The following is a 21,838-nucleotide window of genomic DNA, read 5'->3' as shown; positions in this document are numbered from 1 at the left end:
CTCCTAGGCGACAGTGGTTGGAGCCGGAACCTGCTGCTGAGGAACCGGCAAATTGTGCGACTCACCACGGCCCATCGGGAAGTAGGTGAAGCCTGCACGTGCCATGCGCTCAATGTCGTAGAGGTTGCGACCGTCAAAAATCACCGGTGCCTTCAGACGCGATTTGATGGCATTGAAGTCAGGAGCCTTGAACTGTTGCCATTCGGTGCACACGATCAGGGCGTCGGCACCGGCCAGGGCTGACTCCGGGGTCCCCATCAGCGACAGGTTAGGCTGGTCCGGATACAGGCGCTGGGTTTCCTGCATGGCTTCAGGGTCGAAGGCCCGCACCTGTGCACCGGCCGCCCACAGGGCTTCCATCAGCACCCGGCTTGGTGCATAGCGCATGTCATCGGTGTTAGGTTTGAAGGCCAGCCCCCACAGGGCAAAGGTCTTGCCGCGCAGGTCGCCCTTGTAGAACGCATTGATACGCTCGAACAGCTTGTGCTTCTGCCGCTGGTTGATGGCCTCGACCGCTTGCAACAGGTCACTGGAGCAGTTGGCCAACTGGGCACTGTGGATCAGCGCGCGCATGTCCTTGGGGAAGCACGAACCGCCATAGCCACAGCCTGGGTAGATGAAGTGGTAACCAATGCGCGGATCGGCACCAATGCCCATACGCACGGCTTCAATGTCGGCGCCCAGATGTTCGGCCAGCTCGGCGATCTGGTTGATGAAACTGATCTTGGTGGCCAGCATGCAGTTGGCGGCGTACTTGGTCAGTTCGGCGCTGCGCAGGTCCATGAAAATGGTGCGGTCGTGGTTGCGGTTGAATGGCGCATAAAGTTCACGCATGACCTCGCGCACTTCTTCACGGTCGCAACCGATCACAATGCGGTCTGGACGACGGCAGTCGCTGACGGCCGAGCCCTCCTTGAGGAATTCGGGGTTGGAAACAATGTCGAACTCAAGGCCGCGTCCGGCCTTGCCCAAGGCCTCTTCGATGTGGGCGCGCAAGGTGTCGCCGGTGCCAACCGGCACGGTGGACTTCTCCACCAGGATCAATGGCTCGACCCGGTAGCGGGCCACTGCATCGCCCACCGACAATACGTACTTGAGGTCAGCCGAACCGTCTTCATCCGACGGCGTCCCGACAGCAATGAACAGCACCTGACCATGCTGGATAGCCATTTTCTGATCACTGGTGAACTGCAGGCGACCGCTGTCCAGGTTGTCCCGCACCATGCTCTCAAGACCGGGCTCGAAGATCGTGACATGGCCCTTTTGCAGCATCTTGATCTTGTGCTTATCGACGTCCATGCACACAACATCGTGACCCACTTCAGCCAGGACAGTTGCTTGAACCAGGCCTACATAACCACTACCAATTACGCTGATTTTCATACGGAGTCTCGAGGACGAGTTACACGTGACGAGTTAATGGTAATGACCCCCAGCATGACGAATGCCACACCCAGGGTTTTGAACAAACTGAACTGTTCGTTGAACAACGGCAAGCTGGCTGCCAGCAGGTACACCAGCGCGTAGCTGATGCTCAACAGCGAATAGGCTCGGGCCAAAGGCAAGTCCCGCAGGGCCGCCAGCCAGCACAGCATCGACAGCGCGTAGGCGAAGATCGACAACATGACCACGCCCAGTGCCAGCCCATCCACCGCACCATTGCCCAACGCCATCAACCATTGATCCGGTTGCGGCAGGTGACTCATGCCCCAACGCATGCCCAACTGGGCGCCACTGACCAGCAACACGCTGCCCATGGCAAAAGCGATTCCACGCCCCTGACTCATGCGTGCTGCCCCAGCAACACGACGCCGGCAATCACCAGTACCATACCGATCCCATGACGACGATCGATAGTCTCGTGAAACACGAAACGGGCGGCCAAGGTAATCAGTACAAAGTTGAGACTGAGCATCGGATAAGCGATACCGACTTCCAGACGCTGCAACACCAGCAGCCACACCAGCAAGCCAGCACCCAGGCAGGCCAGCGCCAGCCATAACCAGGGCGAGAGCAGTTTCGCGCCCAGGCCCGACTCGACGCCGCGCCAGCTTTCCACCGCATATTTCTGGGCGATCTGGCCCATGCAGGTCAGCAGGCATGCCCCCAACAGCAAGGCCCAGGTCATGGCGCACTCTGCGGGATTATCAAAATGATGATGCTGCCGCGCTCGTAACGCTTGCCCTCTTTAGGCAGCAATTCGGCTTCACGCACTTCGTCCTCACCCTTGACCCGCATCACCACACCCACCGGGCCGATCTTGCGAGCCTCGCTCATCCACTGTTGTACTTGGTCGACGTCGACCCGACGTGTGGCAGCATCCGGGTACTGCAGGCCATACTTCACTTCGCCGATGGTGTTGTACAACGCAACGTCCGGGCGTTGTAGACGCCAAGCCAGGGCCGAAGCCGCCCCCAGATCGTTGCTCAACAGATGCTTGGTCTGGCTCAACTCTTCGAGGTGTTCCAGGACGAACTGGTCTGGCGTCTTACTGTAGACCACTGAGTGCGGTAACGCGGCCGGCAAGATAGCCACCAGCAAAAGGCTGCCAATGGCCGGCGCAGCCCAGGTGCTCAAAGGTCGGACGATTTGCATCAGGTTGGCCAGGACCCAGGCCAGAATCACAATGAACACCAGGACCAGGTTGTTCATCTCATCGACGTACACCGGCTTTTTCAGTTGCAGGTAGACAATCGCCAACAACGTCAGCAGGCCGATGGCCAGATTCAGCACGCCATTGACCTTGAACAGGCGGCTTTGCCCCTGTTTCAGACGGTCCACCAGCGTGTTGGCCATCAACAGTGCCAGTGGCAACAGGCACGGCAAGATATAGGTCGGCAGCTTGCCCTTGCTCAGGCTGAAGAAAGCCAACGGCAGGACCAACCATAGCAACAGGAAACCGGTGCCTGCCTGACGCCGGGTGCTCCAGGCCTGCTGGAGCGAGGCTGGCAGGAACGCCACCCATGGCAAGCTGAAGGCCACCAGCAACGGTAGATAGAACCACCACGGCGAGGCGTGCTGGGCGTCATCGGCAGAGAAACGACGAATGTGCTCATTCCAGAAGAAGAACCGCCAATAGTCCGGCTCTTGACCATGCACTGCCAGCGCCCACGGCAAACTGACAACAATCGCTACAGCGATGGCTATCGGCCCGTAGACCAACAGCTCGCGCCAGCGCTTCTGCCAGATCATGTAGGGCAGCGCGATCAGCACCGGCAGCAACCAGGCAAGAAACCCCTTCGTCATGAAGCCCATGCCGCAGGCCAGCCCTAGCACGGCCCAGCCAATCAAGCGTGAACCACGGGATGCCGTGTCGAGGGCAAACCACAGGGCCACCAGGCTCAGGTTGACCCAGAAGGTGAATTGCGGATCGAGGTTGGCATAGCCACCTTGCCCCGCCACCACCACAAAGCTCATGTAGAGCAGAGCACTGGCAACGCTCTTGCGCGGGTCGTTCCACAATCGGCGGGCAATGATGTAAGTCAGGACAACGCTCAGGCCTGTGGTGAGGGCTGAGGCAATGCGCACACCGAACAAGTTGTCACCGAACACCACCTGGCCGATGGCGATCATCCAGTAGCCGGCAATCGGCTTCTCGAAATAGCGCAGCCCCAAGAAATGCGGCGACACCCAGTTACCGCTCAGGAGCATTTCCTGACTGATCTGGGCGTAACGGGTTTCATCCGGGATCCATAGGCCATGGGTGCCCAGCGGCACCAGGTAGGCCAAGACGAATGCAATCAACAATAGGGGCAGGGCCCAACGTTTGCTCATGCCCCTTGCACCCCCAGCCAGCCTTCACGCCCCTCAAGGGTTCCGCGCAGCACACGGCCCTGAGACAGGCTGCTCGGGTCGACGGGCAGCAGGTTACCCAGGGGCTGGAACCGGATCTCATGCGAGCGTGCAGCAATCAGCAGTTGACGGAAATGGTCGGCCATCAGAATACCTTCGACTTCAGCATGGATGGTGTAGACGTTCAGCGCCGAGGGGCTGAACCGACCAAGAATGAAGGCGTTGAAAGCCTCGGCAGAGACGACCAGCCCTACCACCTCATCGTAGGTTGGCAAGTCGACCGGAATTTGCGGCGTGCCGGGTTTGCCATCTGTCAGCCGTGGCCGAAACAGGCTTTGCCCACGGCAGTCGCTGTTGTAACGAAAGCCGAAGCGCTCCTTGACCTCAATGACGCGCTCGTACGCCCGCCATCCAGCAGACGCCGAACAGTTGACGGGCTGGCCGAGAATATCGCTGAGGGTGTCTACGCCGCGGCGAATCTGCTCGGTCAATTGGGCATCGCTCCAGCGTCCGGCATTGGCCTGCCAGCCATAGTGATCCCACGCGTGCAAGCCGACTTCATGGCCAGCCGCTGCGGCCTGACGCATCAAGTGCCCCAGGTCACGGCCAATCGGCTTGCCCGGCCAAGCGGTACCGGCCAGCAAAATGTCCCACCCGTACAAGCCTGGAGCGTTGGAACGGAGCATTTTCCAGAGAAATTGAGGGCGGATCAGGCGCCACACATGTCGCCCCATGTTGTCTGGGCCAACGCTGAAGAAAAACGTCGCTTTGACCTGTGCTTCATCGAGTATATCCAACAGCCGAGGCACCCCCTCACGGGTGCCTCGATACGTGTCTACATCGATTCGAAGAGCTGCCTGCATCAGCGCTTATCCGCAATTTCGAGCATGGCTTCGCGCAGGAAGAAGTCCAGCGTGTTGCCGATCGTCTCGCTCATTTCAACGGTTGGTTCCCAGTTCAGCAGGCGCTTGGCGTTCTGGATGCTTGGCTTGCGGTGCTCCACGTCCTGGTAGCCGGCACCATAGAAGGCCTTGCTCTCTACATCGCGGAAACCGGCGAACGGAGGGAAGTTGGCGCGCAACGGATGAGCTTCGAACTGACGCAGCAGTTCTTCGCCCAACTGACGGATGCTGGCTTCGTTGTCCGGGTTGCCGATGTTGATGATCTGGCCGTTGCAGACGTCGTTTTCGTTGTCGACGATGCGTGCCAAGGCTTCGACACCGTCGGCGATGTCGGTGAAGCAGCGCTTCTGTTCCCCCCCATCAAACAGGCGGATCGGCGTGCCTTCCACCAGGTTGAGAATCAGTTGGGTAATGGCTCGCGAACTGCCGATACGTGCCGAGCCCAGGCGGTCCAGACGCGGCCCGATCCAGTTGAACGGACGGAACAGGGTGAAATTCAGGCCCTTGGCGCCGTAGGCCCAGATCACGCGGTCCAGCAGTTGCTTGGAAATCGAGTAGATCCAGCGTTGCTTGTTGATCGGGCCGACGACCAGATTGGAGGTGTCTTCGTCGAAGTTCCGATCCTGGCACATACCATAGACTTCGGAGGTCGACGGGAAGATCACACGTTTGTTGTACTTGACGCAGTAGCGAACCAGTTTCAGGTTCTCTTCGAAGTCCAACTCGAACACGCGAAGCGGGTTACGGGTGTATTCGATTGGCGTGGCAATGGCCACCAGTGGCAAGACCACATCGCATTTCTTGATGTGGTACTCGATCCACTCGGAGTGGATGCTGATATCGCCTTCGACGTAGTGGAAGTTCGGGTGGCTGCGCAGACGCTCAATGGCGTCGGAGCCGATGTCCAGGCCATAGACGTCGTACTTGCCGTCGCGCAGCAGGCGTTCGGACAGGTGATTGCCGATGAAGCCGTTGACCCCCAGGATCAGCACACGGGTACGACGTGGTGCGCGGCCCGATTCGGCACCACGCAGTACCGAGCCGTCGACCAGGCCCAGTTCGGCAGCCAGTTGCGCGCCGCTGAGAAACAGACCGTTATCGTTGCGCTGGCCCGAGGTGATCACCAGCGAGTCTTCGCCACAGGCAATGCGCAACGGATCGATACTGATCACGCGGCCAGGGGCCTGGCCCTCATTGCCCTTGACTACCTCTGCGCTCCAGACGATCAGCTTGTGCTCCCCCACTGCACAGAAGGCTCCTGGGTAGGGCTGGGTCACGGCGCGAACCAGGTTGAACAGCGTTTCCGCCGGTTTGTCCCAAAGCAGCTTGCCATCGGCGGCAGTGCGACGACCAAAGACGGTGGCCTTGGACTCGTCCTGGGCGGTCTCGTTGATCTTGCCCTGGATAAGTTGCGGTAGTGTGTCGCGCAGCAGACTGGAAGCGGCCTCGCGCAGCTTGCCGTGCAGGGTAAGCGCAGTATCGGAACGCTCGATGGCCACGCGTTGCTGGGCGACGATGGCACCGGCATCGGCACGCTTGACCATGCGATGCAGGGTCACACCGGTTTCTTTCTCACCGTTGACCAGCACCCAGTTGGCCGGAGCACGCCCCCGGTAAGTCGGCAGCAGCGAACCGTGCAGGTTGAACGCACCTTTACGGGCCACGGCCAGCAGCGGTTCAGCCAGCAGGTTGCGGTAGTAGAACGAGAACAGATAGTCGGAGTTAAGCTTGGCGATACGCTCGATCCACAACGGGTGATTGACGTCTTCCGGTGCATGCACCGCAATGCCTTTACGGGCGCAGAGTTGAGCGACCGAGCCGTAGAAGATGTTTTCCTTCGGATCGTCGGCATGAGTAAACACGGCAGCAATCTCAATACCCGCATCAAGCAGTGCTTCGATGCCTGCACAGCCAATATCGTGATAAGCGAAGACAACGGCATTTGAACTCATGACGAAACCTGGTCAGTAGGAGTGGGAGTCAGTCCATCGACAGTTGCGACAGGAGCAGGCGATGCGGGTTGGTTACGTAAGACTTTTTCGATGAAAAACCGTGGACGGGCCCTGACGTCGCCGTACATACGCCCCAGGTACTCGCCTAGCAGGCCCATACCGATGAACTGGCCACCGGTGAACACGAACAGCACCGCAAACAACACAAAGGTCCCGCCGCCGGCCCACTGCGCACCAAAGGCCAGACGCAGGATGATCAGCAGCACGGCGAACAACATGCCCAGTACCGCCATGCCAAAGCCGATGATGCTCAGCAGGCGCAACGGGGTAGTGGTCATGCAGGTGATCAAGTCAAACATCAGGTTGATCAGGCGCATCGGGCTGTATTTCGAGTCACCGTGCTCGCGCTCGGCGTGCTGTACCAGGATCTCGGTGGTATGGCGTGCGAAGCTATTGGCCAGAATCGGGATGAAGGTACTGCGCTCGCGGCAAGCCAGCATCGCGTCGACCACCGTGCGGCGATACGCCCGCAACATGCAGCCGTAGTCGCTCATCGCCACGCCGGTGGAACGCTTCACGGCCAGGTTGATCAGCTTCGACGGGTAGCGACGCAGGGCGGAGTCCTGGCGATTGTTGCGCACGGTGGCGACCACGTCGTAGCCCAGTTCAGCCTGTTCTACCAGCCGCGGAATTTCTTCCGGCGGGTTCTGCAGATCGGCATCGAGCGTAATCACCAGGTCGCCCCTGCATTGCTCGAAGCCGGCCATGATCGCCGCGTGCTGGCCATAGTTGCGGTTAAGGATGACCGCAACGATTTGGCTGCCCTCGCGCTGTGCCGCGTCTTCAAGTTGCTCGGCCGAACTGTCACGACTCCCGTCGTCCACCAAGACGATTTCATACGCCTGCTTGAGCTGCTTGCAGGCCGCTTCGGTACGACGCAGTAATTCAGGCAGGCTTTCTTCTTCGTTGTAGACCGGTATGACGACCGACACGCAATTAATTGGATAGGGCTTCAATGGACTAGGGCCAGGCTAGTTGCAATGGCACCGACAACGCGCTCGACGTCATCGGGGGTCATGTCAGGGAACAGCGGTATCGAACACAGGCGCGCCGAGTTCCACTCGGTATTTGGCAAGTGGACGCCCGGGAAGCGTTGGCGGTAATAGGTATGCAGGTGCGTGGCAATAAAATGAATGCCCGTGCCGATGTTCTGCTCCTGCACGGCTTTCATGAATGCCTCGCGGTCCATGCCGCAGCGCTCGGGATCGATACGCAGGATAAACAGGTGCCAGGCGTGCTGTTGCGGGTAGGTCGGCATGCTCAGCGGCTGCACCGGCAGGCCTTCCAGGCGTTGCAGGTAGGCCTGGGCCAATTCAGTGCGTTTGGCATTGATTGCGTCCAGGCGCTGCAGTTGCACCAGGGCAATGGCGGCATTGATGTCGGCCAGGTTGTACTTGAAACCAGGCTCGATCACTTGGGCCTGAGGCTTGCGGCCACCAGTCAGGCGGTCGTAGGCGTCGACACCCAAGCCATGGAACTTGAGCATGCGTACCCGGTCCGCCAGTTTCTGGTCGTCGGTGACGAACATCGCACCTTCAGCACAGGTCATGTTCTTGATCGCGTGGAACGAGAAGATCGCCGTGCCCTGGGCTCCGATGGCTCGCCCCCGATAACGGGTGCCAGCGGAGTGGGCGGCGTCTTCGATAACGGCAATGCCGTGCTTGTCGGCCAGGGCATACAGCGGATCAAGGTCAAACGCGGCGCCGGCATAATGTACCGGGATGATTGCTTTGGTGCGCGGGGTGATGGCGGCTTCAATCGCCACAGCGTCGGTCATCAGGGTGTCGCGGTCGACATCAACGAATACCGGCGTGGCCCCTAGCAGGCAGATCATGTTGGCGGTGGAAACCCACGTCTGGGAGGGTGTGATCACTTCATCACCCGGGCCAATACCCAGTGCCAGTAGCGTGATGTGCATACCGCCGGTAGCCGAAGACAGCGCTACGGCATGCTTGCAACCCACATAGGCGGCGAACTGCTGCTCCAACTCCTGGTTTTTCGGTCCGGTAGTAATCCAGCCAGAGCGCAGTACTTGCTCTACAGCAGCAACCTCTTCGTCGCCAATGCTGGGACGCGAGAACGGGAGAAAAGCCTGATTCATGTGTACCTCGGGTCAGTAAACAACAGCAGCTGTCACCCCCCTCGAATCAACACGACAACTGCACCAGCGATGCATCATCCATGACAGCGTAGTTCAAGAAATGAAAACCCTATCAACCGCTTAGCCAGCGGCAATAGAAAAACTCATTCATTGACGTTAGTAGACGGGACCGACGGGTGGGAATAGTTCAGCGACTCAATGCAAGCCGAGTGAAGCGTAAGCACGAAAATATGAAAGAGAGATGAAAAGCCAGTGTTGGAAACGTCAGGGTTCCAGCTCAAAGCAAGTATTCATGTTGGAACTGCGGCACAGGAACGCTCAAATAGATCCTGCATGTACGCTGAAAGTCCTTCACGCACACGGCCTTGTTTAATCGCGCCGCATTCAATCAAACTTCAATTGAAGACTGATCTGCAGAGCCACTTTGATTAAACAAATCTTAAAAAATCTCATAGGCCTGGTGAGTTACACCGGACGACCTAGGCAAAACTGAAAGGGATTTTTCCTGGGTGAACTTGCTCAGGCCACCGTGCACTCCCGATGCCTCTCAACGCACGTCATGTGCAGAAGAACGTTGCCAGATGAACGCCTCAAGGCGAGCTGGGCGCCAGCGATAACATCAACATCGGAGGGGGAAGGTAAATACGCGACGAGAAACCGTGGCGCTCTGGCAGGCAGATCGCTCCTGCATATGCAAAAGGCTACTGAGATCCTGAAACGAAAAAGCCCGCTCCTTTTAAGGAAGCGGGCTTTTCGTGCCTGACCAGTTAAACCAATAATTGGATTTAACATATCAGACTGTATGTGGTGGGTCGTGTAGGATTCGAACCTACGACCAATTGGTTAAAAGCCAACTGCTCTACCAACTGAGCTAACGACCCGTTGGATGAGGCGTATAATACTGATTTCTAACGAGAAATCAACACCTCATGTAAAAAAATCAAAAATAATGCGTTGGGTCTGCTACACCGGCAGCCTTGAAGCCTTCGGCGCGCAGGCGGCAGCTGTCACATTTTCCACAGGCACGCCCCTGCTCATCGGCTTGATAGCAAGAAACGGTAAGGCTGTAGTCGACACCCCGGGCAATACCGGCCTGGACGATCTGCGCCTTGCTCAAGTTCTGCAGCGGCGCTTGAATTCTAAAGCCCTGACCTTCAACACCGGCCTTGGTCGCCAGGTTGGCTATGCGCTCGAACGCCTCAATAAACTCGGGCCGGCAATCCGGGTAGCCAGAGTAATCCACCGCGTTGACGCCAATGAAGATATCCCGCGCCTCCAGCACCTCGGCCCAGCCCAGTGCAAGCGACAAGAATACGGTATTGCGCGCCGGCACATAGGTCACCGGGATACCTTCACTCGGCGCCTCAGGTACGTCGATGCTGCTGTCGGTCAGGGCCGAGCCCCCAATACCGTTGAGGTTCAGGCCGATCACCTTGTGCTCGACCACTCCCAGATCACGGGCAACCCGTGCCGCCGCATCAAGCTCGGCGCGATGGCGCTGACCGTAGTCGAAACTCATGGTGTAACAGCTGTAGCCTTCTGCCTTGGCCATCGCGACCACCGTGGCAGAATCAAGGCCGCCGGACAATAGAATTACCGCACGTTTCTCAGTCATTGCATTACTCCCCTGTCAGCGTCCGGGCTCGTCATTCCAGAGCAGTTTGTGCAGCTGCAACTGGAGACGTACCGGCAGATTGTCAGCCACGATCCAGTCGGCCAGATCAGTTGCCCGCACCTGATGATGGCTTGGCGAAAACAGCACCTCCCCCGCCCGCTGATCAAGACCGTACTGAATGAGCTTGGAAACGGCCCAGTCGTAGTCTTCGCGCGAACAGATCACGAACTTGACCTGATCGTTGGCCGTCAACAGTTCGATGTTCTCGTAGCGGTTGCGCGCCACTTCCATGGAGCCGGGGGTTTTCAGGTCAAGGACGCGACTAACACGCGGGTCGACGGCTGAAATGTCCAGTGCACCACTGGTCTCCAGGGAGACCTCGTAGCCGGCATCGCAGAGTTTTTGTAGCAACGGGATGGCATTCGGTTGCGCTAAAGGCTCACCGCCAGTAACGCAGACATAGCGCGGACGAAAGCCGGCAACCTGCTCGAGAATGGAGTCCAGGGTACGCAACGTGCCGCCACTGAAAGCATAGGCACTGTCACAGTATTGGCAGCGCAAAGGGCAGCCAGTGAGACGAACAAACACCGTGGGCAGGCCAGCGGTACGCGTTTCACCCTGCAACGAGTAAAAAACTTCGGTAATACGTAGTGTGTCTTGCATAGTCGCCACGGGCGTAACAGCTAAACAGGCTGTCCGCCTCCGTCAGGCACCGCTACGAACCCGTCATCGCGTAGTTCGCAGCAGCGTATTCAAATAAAGGGCGCAAATTCTAACGAAAAAACCCGCGACAAGCGCGGGTTTTCTTTTAAGCCGTTGACTTAGAGCTTCTGCAGGTCACGCTGGGCCAGTTGTGCGGCCGAGGTACCAGGGTATTGATTGACCACTTGCTGCAGAATGCCCTTGACGCGATCGGTATGCCCCAGTCGACGCTCTACGTCGGCCAGTTTATACAGTGAATCCGGCACCTTGTTGTGCTTCGGATACAGCTGGCTGACCTTTGCAAAGGCCTGACCTGCACCTTGCAGGTCGCCCTTGGCAAGGTTGACTTCACCCAACCAGTACTGGGCATTGCCGGCATACTGACTATTCGGGTATTTGCGCAGGAAGGCATTGAATGCCTGGCTGGCCTTGTCGAAGTCCTTGGCCTTGATAAGGTCGAAGGCAGCGTCGTAGTACAGCTTCTCTTTGGCGGGATCACCCGGCTCGGAGCTGGCAGCAGGCTGAGAAGCCGGCGCTGCGCTATTGTCGACGGCGGCACTGGCGCCACCGGCAGCAGAATTCTCAGGAGTCGCGGCAGGTGCAGCACCGCTTCCAATGCGTCGATCCAGGTCCTGGTAACGCTCCAGGCCTTCCTGTTTCAGACGCGCTACTTCGTTTTGCAGAATCTCGATACTGTTCTGCTGACGCTCTATCTGCTCCTGCATCTGCTGCAGTTGCATGAAGAGCTGACCCTGTGCCGAGGCAGGGGCCGAAACCCCTCCCCCGGCATAGGCGCCGTTCGTACCATAACCCGCGGGCGGATAACTGCTTGCGCTGTTATAGCCAGCGTTGTCATCAACAACAGGAACCTCACCCCAGGCCAGCAAAGGCAGGGAGAGAGCCAGGACGGTTACAGCACGACGGCACGTACGCATATCGAATTACTTACGCAGTTCGACGCGACGGTTTTGAGCCCAGGACTGCTCGTCGTTGCCGGTAGCAACTGGACGCTCTTCGCCGTAGGAAACCAGTTCCAGTTGGGCTGGGGAAACGCCTTGCAGTACCAGGTAGCGCTGAACGGCTTTCGCACGACGCTCGCCCAGAGCCATGTTGTATTCGCGAGTACCACGCTCGTCGGTGTTGCCTTCCAGAACGACGCGAGCGCCGTTGCCTTTCAGGTCTTTGGCGTGAACATCCAGAGCGCGCATGGCTTCTGGCTTCAGGTCCGAGCTGTCGTATTCGAAGTAGAAGGTGGTGATTGCGCGCAGAGCAGCTTCTTCGCTCAGGCTGCCGTCAACAGCACCAGTGTTGGCACCGTAGCCAGCGTTTGGATCGACAGCGCCTTCGCCAGCGTTGTCGCCGCCTTTCGAGGAGCAACCTACAGCTACGGCCATGGCCAGAGCCAGCGCAGCAAACTTACCAAACTTCAACATTTCCATCGTGAAACTCCTAATGAACCCCAATGTGTTAAGTACAACGTAAAGCGCCGCGTCAGTTCAGGTAAGGGGACCAGGACGGTTCTCTAACTTCGCCTTGAGCGGTAGGAAGCGGGAGCCTCACGCGGCCATTTAGCGACACGAGCATCAAGACTCCCCGGCCCTGCTGGCGGGTGGCGTAGATTAGCATGGTGCCGTTAGGCGCAACAGTAGGAGACTCATCAAGACTGGTCTCTGAGAGGATTTTTACGCTACCGCGCTGCAAATCCTGAGCCGCCACCTTGAAATTGGTGAAACCATCTTGACGATGAATCATCACCAATGTCTTTTCATCAGCCGACAACTTAGGGTTGGCGTTGTAGTTACCGATGAATGTCACACGCTCGGCGCCACCGCTGCCGATAGTGGTTTTATAGATCTGTGGCTTGCCGCCACGATCGGAGGTGAAGTACAGGGTCGAACCGTCTTTACCGAAGAAAGGTTCGGTATCGATGGCCGGGCTGTTGGTCACGCGGGTCATCTGACGCGAACCCAGGTTCATCACATAGATCTCCGGGTTGCCGTCACGGGACAGCACGAAGGCCAGGCGAGAGCCATCGGGCGACCAGGCTGGCGCACCGTTGAGGCCTTCGAAGTTGGTGATCTGCTCACGACGACCAGTGTCGATGTGCTGAACGAAGATGCGCGGACGCTTCTGTTCGAACGACACATAAGCAATGCGCTTGCCATCTGGCGCGAAACGCGGCGACAGAATCGGCTCACGCGATTGCAACAGGGTCACCGCGCGGGCACCGTCATAGTCCGAACGCTGCAGGGTGTAGCGGGTGTTGTTGGTCGAGAAGCGTTCGGCCGTCACGTAGAGCATGCGCGTCGAGAAGGCACCCTTGATACCGGTGAGTTTCTCGAACGACTGATCGGCGATGTAGTGCGACATGTCACGCAACTGGTCGACGCTGCCCGAAACGCTGCCGGTCAGCACTTGCTGCTCGGTGGCGACGTTGAACAGCGCGTACTGTACCTGCAGACGACCACCGGACGGCACGATGCTGCCGACCATGATGTACTGGGCACCCAGCGCTTTCCAGTCACGGTAGATCACTTCACCGGCCTGGGTCGGCAGGCTGATCATGTTCTGACGTGGAATCGGCGAGTAGTAGCCGGAGTTGCGCAGGTCGTTGCCAATGATGTCGGCCATGTCCTCGGGCAGCACATTGCCGCCCTGCAGACCGAACGGTACGACGGCGATTGGCGTGGCACGGTCGCTGCCACTGGTGACCATGATGTTCTTTTCCTCTGCAACGGCCATTCCCGCCGCACAGCAGAGAACGACCAGCAGTCCTCTAAGAAGGTTAATCACAAGGCTAGATCCTCAGGTGTGAATGTCATCTTGAATGAACGATAGGGATTGAATTCGCTCGGTTTCAAGCCCTGCATTTCGGTTAAGCGACCAATGTTCTTGACCGCCGCCACAGCCGAGTTGTCGAAAGGTGCATCACCACTGGAACGAGAAACACTCACAGAGGTAATGGTACCGTCCGGCAACATGCCGATCTGCAGGACCACCGTCATGTTCTTGCGAGCAGAAGGCGGACGCGCCCATCCCTCGGCCGCACGGGCACGGATCAGGTCATCGAAGCTACCGGCTACCTGGTCACCCTGCTCATCGGCCAGCGCCTGCTGCCGCTCGGTGGTATCGGACAACAGCTCGGCCAACGCCTGAGCCTTCTTGTCTTCTGCCGCCTTGCGAGCTGCTTCCACTGCTTTCTTCTTGGCCGCATCAGCTGCGGCTTTCTTTTTGGCCTCTTCAACTGCCTTTTTCTTCGCCTCTTCGGCGGCAGCGGCTTTCTTGGCGTCTTCGGCTGCCTTTTTCTTGGCGTCCTCAGCCGCTTTTTTCTTGGCTTCTTCAGCCGCCTGTTTCTTCGCCTCTTCTTCAGCCTTTTTCTTGGCTTCTTCTTCGGCTTTTTTCTTGGCGACATCAGCCAACTGCTTTTCTTCGGCTTTCTTCGCCTCGGCGGCCTTCTTGGCCTCATCGGCTTTCTTTGACTCGGCCGCCTTCGCAGCTTCCTCGGCTTTCTTCGCCTCAGCCGCTTCACGGGCCGCTTCAGCCTTCTGAGCAGCTTCTTCTTTCTTTTGTTCCGCAGCCTTCACCGCTTCCTGCTTTTGCTGCTCGACCTTTTTCTGCTCCATCTGCTCGACTTCGGTCTGGCGCGAAGCGGTTTTCTTCGCTTCCCCGGCAATCTTCTGATTGGTCTGGGTGGTCGCCTGACTCTTGGACTTGAGCTGGTACAGGGTTGCCTGGACGATAGGCTTGGCCGGCGGCAGCTCCGGGGTCATGGCAAAACTGACAAACAGCATGCCGAACACCAGAACGTGCAGCGCGATGGCCCATACACTGGGCCAGAAATAGCTTTCCGAGGCGGATGGCTCTCGCTGTTGCATCAGGGCGCCTCGGTAATCAGGCCAACGTTACCGACACCCGCTTTCTGCAACCCGCCCATGGCGCCCATGACCGCGCCGTAATCGACGGACTTGTCGCCACGGATGAAGACCTGGGTCTGTTTCCCCTGGTCACGTCCGGCAGCGATGATCTTGGTCACCGCGTCGGTCATTTGCGGCAAGGTCATTGCCTTGTCCATCTGCTTGTCGGTGTCGACTTCACTGCCAAGGTTCCAGTAATAGGTCTTGTCAGCCTTGATCGATATGGTCAGGACCTGGACATTGTTGTCCTGCGGCAAGGCTTCACTGGAAACCTTGGGCAGATCGACCTTCACGCCCTGGTTGAGCATCGGTGCGGTGACCATGAAGATGACCAGCAGTACCAACATCACGTCGATGTATGGCACCACGTTCATCTCGGCGACCGGCTTGCGTTTATGACGAACTCGGGCCATTGGTTTTTACCTGATCACTCTTCGCTGGTATGCACTTTACGGTGCAGGATGGCCTGGAACTCGTCGGCAAATGTGTAGTAACGACCGATCAACACTTCGCTGCGCGCAGCGAAACGGTTGTAGGCGATAACCGCCGGGATCGCAGCAAACAGGCCGATCGCGGTTGCGATCAGTGCTTCGGCGATACCTGGCGCAACGGTTGCCAGTGTGGCTTGCTGAGCGGAAGCCAGACCGCGGAAGGAGTTCATGATCCCCCAGACCGTACCAAACAGGCCGACGTAAGGGCTGGTGGAACCCACGGTTGCAAGGAACGGCAGGCTTTGCTCGAGCTTTTCCTCTTCACGGGAGATGGCGACGCGCATGGCACGACCCACACCTTCCATGACCGCATCAGGATCGACACCCGGCTGCTGACGCAGACGCGAGAATTCCTTGAAGCCGGCACGGAAAACCTGCTCTACGCCGGAGTCCGGATCCGGGTTGCTACCAGCCTGGCGGTACAGCTTGGACAGGTCGATACCTGACCAGAAGCGCTCCTCGAAGTTTTCCAGCGCACGGCGACCGGCACGCAGCATGGTGCTGCGTTGAAAAATCATGATCCATGAGGTTACCGATGCGGCCACCAAAGCCAGCATGACCAGCTGTACAACGATGCTGGCATTGCTGACCAGGCTCCACATGGAGGTATGGTCGACGACGTTAGCTTCCACGCTTAATCTCCTGCATTTGAATGTGTACCCGGGCCGCCCGCTTCGACAAATGCCGCTCGCAGCTCGGAGGGAATGGCCCTGGGTTTGAACGTATCGGCGCGCACACAGGCCACCAGAAACTGCCCTTCGCAGAGCAGCGTATTATCGTTTTCGCGCCAGACTTGCTGCACGAAGCGCAAGCTGGCTCGATTCAGCTCGAGCACCTGCGCCGTCACCCGCAATTCATCGTCCAGACGCGCTGGCGCGTGATAACGCGCCTCGCTGGAATGCACGACAAACAACATGTTCTGTGTCGCCAACTCCGACTGGGCAAACCCCAGGTCACGCAACCGCTCAGTGCGGGCGCGCTCCATGAACTTCAGATAGTTGACGTAATACACTACGCCACCCGCATCGGTGTCCTCGTAATAGACGCGACAGCGATGTGCGAATGGCTCAACCCCATTTTGCGCGCGCATACTCTAGTGCTTACTCCTGAACTTGCCAATCCGCGCCGGCAACTGTTTTTCATCGAATATGTCGTATTGCCAGCTCAACCCTTCCATGCCTGGCAATAGGACCACGAAAACGCGAGATAAATCTGTCACTCGTCAGCCGGAACGGCGAAACCGTCGTCACGACCCGCCTCACCCGCACGAGCCGGAATGTTGAGGCCAAAGTGCAAGTAAGCATGCCGGGTCACCACCCGCCCACGCGGCGTCCGCATGATATAGCCCTGCTGAATCAGATATGGCTCCAGGACATCTTCGATAGTATGCCGCTCTTCACTGATCGCCGCGGCAAGGCTGTCGACACCGACTGGCCCACCATCAAACTTTTCGATCATGGTCAGCAGTAGACGACGGTCTTGATGATCAAAGCCACGTTCGTCGACATCCAGCAGGTTCAAGGCCATATCCGCGACAGGCTTGGTGATATGCCCCTTGCCACGTACTTCGGCATAGTCACGCACCCGACGCAACAGCCTGTTGGCAATCCGCGGGGTACCACGCGCGCGCCGAGCGATTTCGAATGCGCCTTCGTCCTCGATTGGCAAACCCAGAATGCCACCGGAGCGGCTGACGATCGTCGCCAGGTCCTCCGTGCTGTAAAACTCCAGGCGCTGCACAATACCGAAACGATCACGCAACGGGTTGGTCAACATCCCCGCACGCGTGGTAGCGCCAACCAACGTAAACGGCGGCAGATCGAGCTTGATCGAGCGAGCAGCCGGCCCCTCACCGATCATGATATCCAGCTGGAAGTCTTCCATTGCCGGATACAACACCTCCTCCACGATCGGCGACAACCGATGAATCTCATCGATAAACAGCACATCATGCGGCTCAAGGTTGGTCAGCAGCGCCGCGAGGTCGCCGGGGCGCTCCAGAATCGGGCCCGAGGTGCTTTTGATCGAAACCCCCATTTCCTGGGCAATGATATTGGCCAATGTGGTTTTACCCAGCCCTGGCGGGCCGAATATCAGGGTATGGTCCAACGACTCATTGCGCCCACGAGCAGCTTGAATGAACAGGCTCATTTGCTCGCGCACAACCGGCTGACCGATGTACTCGGCCAGGCGCAATGGACGGATAGCCCGATCCTGAACTTCTTCTCGATCACGCCCGGTGGCTGCAATCAAACGGTCTGCTTCGATCACTTAGATCATTCCCTTCAGGCTGCGGCGGATCAGTTCTTCACTGCTCAGTCCCTTGGCGTCCACAGCGGCCACCGCCCGACTGGCCTCCTGCGGCTTGTAACCCAAGGAAATCAGCGCACTGACAGCATCCGACTCGGCGCTGGAGACTGGCGCAACCGGCAGCGGGCCATTGGGCACCAAGGCGAACAGGCTCGGCGCGGTCTCCCAGGCCTTGAAGCGATCCTTGAGCTCAACCAGCAATCGCTCGGCCGTCTTCTTGCCAACCCCCGGAACCTTGACCAGCGCTGAAGCATCCTGCGCCTGAACACAGCGTACCAGTTCATCGACGTCCAGCCCTGACATCAGTGCCAGCGCCAACTTGGGCCCCACACCATTGAGCCGGATAAGTTCGCGAAACAACTCGCGCTCACGCTTCTCATGGAACCCATAGAGCAGATGAGCGTCCTCTCGCACCACCAGATGGGTGTGCAAGGTCACCGCCTCACCCACCTTGGGCAGGCGATACAAGGTCGTCATCGGCACTTCCAGCTCATAGCCAAGGCCGTTGACGTCAATAATCAAGTGCGGAGGCTGCTTTTCAGCCAACGTCCCGCGCAAACGTCCAATCACGTTTCGATCCTTTCCAAGGGTGACAGCAACACGCCGCTCACCTTAACAGCACAGACAGCAGCACGGGACAACGCACCGGCAAAATCTACCTGAACCCATGTGGCGTTCAGAGCCTCAGACGCCCGCTGCGGCTGCGGGCGCTACCCAACCCATGCGGCACCAGACTGGATCGGGTGTGCGCATGGCACAGTGCAATTGCCAAGGCGTCGGAGGCATCGATCTGTGGCTTTTGGGTCAGTTTGAGCAGGTGCATGACCATCATCTGCACCTGTTCCTTGTTCGCCCCGCCCGTACCGGCAACCGCCTGCTTGACCTGAGTCGCCGTGTACTCGGCAATCTCCAGCCCCTCCTCGGCGGCGGCGACAATGGCCGCGCCACGCGCCTGGCCAAGCTTTAGCGCCGAGTCGGCATTGCGTGCCATGAATACGCGCTCAATACCCATCGTTACCGGCCCATGCGCCTGGATAATCTCGCGAACGCCGCGATAAACGATGTGCAAGCGCTCATGCAGCTCTCCATTGCCAGTGCGAATGCAACCCGAGGCGACATACTCACAGCCACGCCCGGTATGTCTCACCACACCGTAGCCGGTAATCCGCGAACCTGGGTCGATACCAAGAATCAGAGTCATAACGCCCGCATGCACAATGACGCCTTGATGCGCCGGTCAAAAGACAGAAGCCGGACCGCAGCCAGTGCAAGGCAATGGCTGCGGTCCGGCTTCGAACAAAGCTCGTAACAAAAGACTCAGGCGAGCTGTTCCATGATCTCGTCAGGAATTTCCGCATTGGAATAGACGTTCTGCACGTCATCCAGGTCTTCCAGCATATCAATCAGCTTCAACACCTTCTGCGCGCCATCCAGATCCAGCTCGGCACTGGTAGTCGGCTGCATCACGATTTCCGCATCTGCGGCCTTGAAGCCCGCCGCTTCAAGCGCACTGCGCACAGCATAGAAGCTGGCGAAGGAGGTAAAGACATCGAAGGAACCATCGCCGTTGTCGACCACATCATCGGCGTCGGCCTCCATGGCCGCCTCCATCAGCGCGTCTTCATCGACACCGGCAGCGAAGGATATCTGCCCTTTGCGCTCAAACAGGTACGCCACAGAACCATCAGTGCCCAAGTTGCCGCCACACTTGCTGAAGGCATGACGCACTGCTGCAGCCGTACGGTTACGGTTATCGGTCATGGCCTCGACCATGATCGCCACGCCACCCGGACCGTAGCCTTCGTAACTGAGCTCTTCAACGTTGTCGGCCTCAGTGGCACCGGCACCCCGCGCAATGGCGCGGTCGATGATGTCACGGCTCATGTTGGCACCGAGCGCCTTGTCCAGTGCCAGACGCAAACGCGGGTTGGACCCCGGATCGCCACCGCCTTGTTTGGCAGCAACCGTCAGCTCACGAATCCACTTGGTGAAAATCTTGCCTCTCTTGGCATCCTGGCGCTCTTTGCGGTGCTTGATGTTCGCCCACTTGGAATGACCTGCCATAACGCAACTCCGAATTCTGCTTGAAACACTTACCGGGCATGCCCAGCAGCTTTGTTACTACCGAAACGCAAGGGCGCATCCGAAGATGCGCCCTGTTTTCGCCTTACTCAGCCTTCTGCTGTTCGCGCAGTCGGATGTGCAGTTCACGCAGGGCCTTGGCATCGACCAGGCCAGGCGCCTGGGTCATGACGCAGGCCGCACTCTGCGTTTTCGGGAAGGCGATCACTTCACGAATCGACTGGGCGCCGGTCATCAGCATCACCAGACGGTCCAGGCCGAAGGCCAGGCCGCCGTGTGGCGGTGCACCGAACTTCAGTGCATCAAGCAGGAAGCCAAACTTCTCTTCCTGTTCCGCCGCCTCGATACCCAGCAGACGGAAGACCGCCTGTTGCATTTCCTTGCGGTGGATACGAATCGAACCACCGCCCAGCTCGGTACCGTTCAGGACCATGTCGTAGGCACGCGACAGCGCAGTCGCCGGGTTCGCCTCAAGCTCCTCAGGGGTGCATTTAGGCGCGGTGAACGGGTGGTGCAGCGCGCTGAAGCTACCGTCTTCGTTTTCCTCGAACATCGGGAAATCGACAACCCACATAGGAGCCCACTCGCAGGTGTGCAGGTTGAAATCGTTACCGACGCGGATACGCAGGGCACCCAGCGCTTCACTGACCACCTTGGCCTTGTCCGCACCGAAGAAGACGATATCGCCATCGACCGCACCGACGCGATCGAGGATCACGTTCAGGTTGGCTTCCGGGATGTTCTTGACGATCGGCGACTGCAGGCCCTCGACACCCTTGGCGCGCTCGTTGACCTTGATGTAGGCCAGGCCCTTGGCGCCGTAGATACCGACGAACTTGGTGTACTCGTCGATGCGGCTACGCGGCATGCTCGCGCCACCCGGGACACGCAGCGCGGCAACGCGGCTCTTCGGATCGTTGGCCGGGCCACTGAATACCTTGAAATCGACTTCCTTGAGTTGGTCGGCGACATCGACCAGCTCCAGGGGAATACGCAGGTCTGGCTTGTCCGAACCGTAACGACGCATGGCCTCTTCGAAGGTCATGTGCGGGAACTCACCGAATTCCAGGTCCAGCACTTCCTTGAACAGCTTGCGGATCATGCTCTCGGTCAGGCCCATGATCTCGGACTCATCGAGGAAGCTGGTCTCGATGTCGATCTGGGTGAATTCCGGCTGACGGTCGGCACGCAGGTCTTCGTCACGGAAGCACTTGGCGATCTGGTAGTAGCGGTCGAAACCCGCCACCATCAGCAGTTGCTTGAACAGTTGTGGCGATTGCGGCAGGGCAAAGAAGCTGCCTGCATGCGTACGGCTTGGCACCAGGTAATCGCGCGCACCCTCAGGGGTGGCACGGGTCAGGATTGGCGTTTCGACGTCAAGGAAACCGTTTTCATCAAGGAAACGGCGGATGCTGGACGTGATGCGCGAACGCAGACGCAGCTTGTCGGCCATTTCCGGACGACGTAGGTCGATAAAGCGATAACGCAGGCGCGTCTCTTCACCAACATCGGAATACTCGTTGAGCGGGAACGGCGGGGTTTCCGCTTCGTTCAGCACGGTCAGTTCGTAACCCAGTACTTCGATGGCACCGGAGGCCATGTTTGGGTTGACCGCTCCGGCCGGGCGCGGACGTACCTTGCCGGTAATCTGCACCACGTACTCGCTGCGCACGCGATCGGCGGCAGCAAAGCTGTCTGCGCGATCCGGGTCGAACACGACCTGGGCCATGCCTTCGCGATCACGGATATCGAGGAAAATCACCCCGCCGTGGTCGCGGCGACGATGGACCCAGCCGCAAAGGGTAATTTCCTGACCTTCCAGGCTCTCGTTCAGTTGGCCGCAATAATGGCTGCGCATCATGATGGTGGTTTCGCTTCTCGTCATTCGAAAATTCAGTGGAGGTCTTGGCGCCACAA

Annotated in this window: 22 protein-coding genes and 1 tRNA gene; all 23 read right to left on the bottom strand. The window is 58.6% G+C overall.

Annotated features, from left to right (window positions below; translation table 11 throughout):
• Positions 1-3: 3 nt before the first annotated feature.
• The 23 genes from CS390_RS06385 to aspS all read right to left on the bottom strand — a co-directional run bounded on the left by CS390_RS06385 (position 4) and on the right by aspS (position 21,782).
• Positions 4-1,383: a UDP-glucose/GDP-mannose dehydrogenase family protein gene (locus CS390_RS06385; RefSeq protein ID WP_065759631.1), complete on the bottom strand. Its 1,380-nt coding sequence runs from the start codon at positions 1,381-1,383 to the stop codon at positions 4-6.
• Complete coding sequence (arnF, locus tag CS390_RS06380; RefSeq protein WP_065759632.1) at positions 1,380-1,787, bottom strand: 4-amino-4-deoxy-L-arabinose-phosphoundecaprenol flippase subunit ArnF; 408 nt, start codon at positions 1,785-1,787, stop codon at positions 1,380-1,382. Before arnF ends, CS390_RS06385 begins: the two co-directional genes overlap by 4 nt.
• Positions 1,784-2,128, bottom strand: coding sequence for a 4-amino-4-deoxy-L-arabinose-phosphoundecaprenol flippase subunit ArnE (arnE, locus tag CS390_RS06375; RefSeq protein ID WP_065759633.1), 345 nt, complete (start codon positions 2,126-2,128; stop codon positions 1,784-1,786). Before arnE ends, arnF begins: the two co-directional genes overlap by 4 nt.
• The gene (arnT, locus tag CS390_RS06370) at positions 2,125-3,774 is read right to left on the bottom strand and encodes a lipid IV(A) 4-amino-4-deoxy-L-arabinosyltransferase (protein ID WP_099773810.1); all 1,650 of its coding nucleotides are present in this window, start codon (positions 3,772-3,774) and stop codon (positions 2,125-2,127) included. Before arnT ends, arnE begins: the two co-directional genes overlap by 4 nt.
• Complete coding sequence (gene arnD / locus CS390_RS06365; RefSeq protein WP_099773809.1) at positions 3,771-4,655, bottom strand: 4-deoxy-4-formamido-L-arabinose-phosphoundecaprenol deformylase; 885 nt, start codon at positions 4,653-4,655, stop codon at positions 3,771-3,773. Before arnD ends, arnT begins: the two co-directional genes overlap by 4 nt.
• Positions 4,655-6,646 (bottom strand): bifunctional UDP-4-amino-4-deoxy-L-arabinose formyltransferase/UDP-glucuronic acid oxidase ArnA, encoded by a 1,992-nt coding sequence (gene arnA, locus CS390_RS06360; RefSeq protein ID WP_099773808.1) that lies wholly within the window; start codon positions 6,644-6,646, stop codon positions 4,655-4,657. The genes arnD and arnA overlap by 1 nt, the downstream gene beginning before the upstream one ends.
• Positions 6,643-7,662 (bottom strand): undecaprenyl-phosphate 4-deoxy-4-formamido-L-arabinose transferase, encoded by a 1,020-nt coding sequence (gene arnC / locus CS390_RS06355; RefSeq protein ID WP_099773807.1) that lies wholly within the window; start codon positions 7,660-7,662, stop codon positions 6,643-6,645. Before arnC ends, arnA begins: the two co-directional genes overlap by 4 nt.
• Positions 7,659-8,807, bottom strand: coding sequence for a UDP-4-amino-4-deoxy-L-arabinose aminotransferase (arnB, locus tag CS390_RS06350; protein ID WP_099773806.1), 1,149 nt, complete (start codon positions 8,805-8,807; stop codon positions 7,659-7,661). Before arnB ends, arnC begins: the two co-directional genes overlap by 4 nt.
• Positions 8,808-9,612: 805 nt before the next feature.
• Positions 9,613-9,688 (bottom strand) — tRNA-Lys (locus CS390_RS06345).
• A gap of 59 nt (positions 9,689-9,747) precedes the next feature.
• Positions 9,748-10,422: a 7-cyano-7-deazaguanine synthase QueC gene (gene queC, locus CS390_RS06340; protein ID WP_099773805.1), complete on the bottom strand. Its 675-nt coding sequence runs from the start codon at positions 10,420-10,422 to the stop codon at positions 9,748-9,750.
• A 15-nt stretch (positions 10,423-10,437) separates the two neighbouring features.
• Positions 10,438-11,085, bottom strand: coding sequence for a 7-carboxy-7-deazaguanine synthase QueE (queE, locus tag CS390_RS06335; RefSeq protein WP_065759640.1), 648 nt, complete (start codon positions 11,083-11,085; stop codon positions 10,438-10,440).
• A gap of 158 nt (positions 11,086-11,243) precedes the next feature.
• Complete coding sequence (gene ybgF / locus CS390_RS06330; RefSeq protein WP_099773804.1) at positions 11,244-12,059, bottom strand: tol-pal system protein YbgF; 816 nt, start codon at positions 12,057-12,059, stop codon at positions 11,244-11,246.
• A 6-nt stretch (positions 12,060-12,065) separates the two neighbouring features.
• Positions 12,066-12,563 (bottom strand): peptidoglycan-associated lipoprotein Pal, encoded by a 498-nt coding sequence (gene pal, locus CS390_RS06325; protein WP_042121796.1) that lies wholly within the window; start codon positions 12,561-12,563, stop codon positions 12,066-12,068.
• A 52-nt stretch (positions 12,564-12,615) separates the two neighbouring features.
• On the bottom strand, positions 12,616-13,866 hold the full coding sequence (tolB, locus tag CS390_RS06320) for a Tol-Pal system beta propeller repeat protein TolB (RefSeq protein WP_256587617.1): 1,251 nt from the start codon (positions 13,864-13,866) through the stop codon (positions 12,616-12,618).
• A gap of 47 nt (positions 13,867-13,913) precedes the next feature.
• Positions 13,914-14,999, bottom strand: coding sequence for a cell envelope integrity protein TolA (tolA, locus tag CS390_RS06315; RefSeq protein ID WP_099773802.1), 1,086 nt, complete (start codon positions 14,997-14,999; stop codon positions 13,914-13,916).
• A complete protein-coding gene (tolR, locus tag CS390_RS06310) occupies positions 14,999-15,451 on the bottom strand; it encodes a protein TolR (RefSeq protein ID WP_065761580.1) in 453 nt (150 codons plus the stop codon). The genes tolA and tolR overlap by 1 nt, the downstream gene beginning before the upstream one ends.
• A gap of 14 nt (positions 15,452-15,465) precedes the next feature.
• Positions 15,466-16,161, bottom strand: coding sequence for a protein TolQ (gene tolQ / locus CS390_RS06305; protein ID WP_065761581.1), 696 nt, complete (start codon positions 16,159-16,161; stop codon positions 15,466-15,468).
• Positions 16,162-16,163: 2 nt separating this feature from the next.
• Positions 16,164-16,619, bottom strand: a complete 456-nt coding sequence (ybgC, locus tag CS390_RS06300; RefSeq protein ID WP_065761582.1) for a tol-pal system-associated acyl-CoA thioesterase — start codon at positions 16,617-16,619, stop codon at positions 16,164-16,166.
• A gap of 125 nt (positions 16,620-16,744) precedes the next feature.
• A complete protein-coding gene (gene ruvB, locus CS390_RS06295) occupies positions 16,745-17,800 on the bottom strand; it encodes a Holliday junction branch migration DNA helicase RuvB (RefSeq protein WP_099773801.1) in 1,056 nt (351 codons plus the stop codon).
• Positions 17,801-18,409 carry a Holliday junction branch migration protein RuvA gene (gene ruvA / locus CS390_RS06290; RefSeq protein ID WP_099773800.1) on the bottom strand — a complete coding sequence of 203 codons (609 nt, stop codon included), beginning with the start codon at positions 18,407-18,409 and terminating at the stop codon, positions 17,801-17,803.
• Between the two features lie 106 nt (positions 18,410-18,515).
• Positions 18,516-19,040: a crossover junction endodeoxyribonuclease RuvC gene (gene ruvC, locus CS390_RS06285; RefSeq protein ID WP_065761585.1), complete on the bottom strand. Its 525-nt coding sequence runs from the start codon at positions 19,038-19,040 to the stop codon at positions 18,516-18,518.
• Between the two features lie 116 nt (positions 19,041-19,156).
• Positions 19,157-19,903 carry a YebC/PmpR family DNA-binding transcriptional regulator gene (locus CS390_RS06280; RefSeq protein WP_065761586.1) on the bottom strand — a complete coding sequence of 249 codons (747 nt, stop codon included), beginning with the start codon at positions 19,901-19,903 and terminating at the stop codon, positions 19,157-19,159.
• 103 nt (positions 19,904-20,006) lie between these two features.
• Positions 20,007-21,782: an aspartate--tRNA ligase gene (gene aspS, locus CS390_RS06275; protein WP_099776564.1), complete on the bottom strand. Its 1,776-nt coding sequence runs from the start codon at positions 21,780-21,782 to the stop codon at positions 20,007-20,009.
• Positions 21,783-21,838: the final 56 nt, after the last annotated feature.

Origin of the sequence: Pseudomonas sp. HLS-6 (genome assembly GCF_002753995.1) — a bacterium.
Classification (GTDB): domain Bacteria; phylum Pseudomonadota; class Gammaproteobacteria; order Pseudomonadales; family Pseudomonadaceae; genus Aquipseudomonas; species Aquipseudomonas defluvii.
Note: the sequence above shows the minus strand (reverse complement) of the source record. Positions and strands in the feature narration are given on the sequence as shown.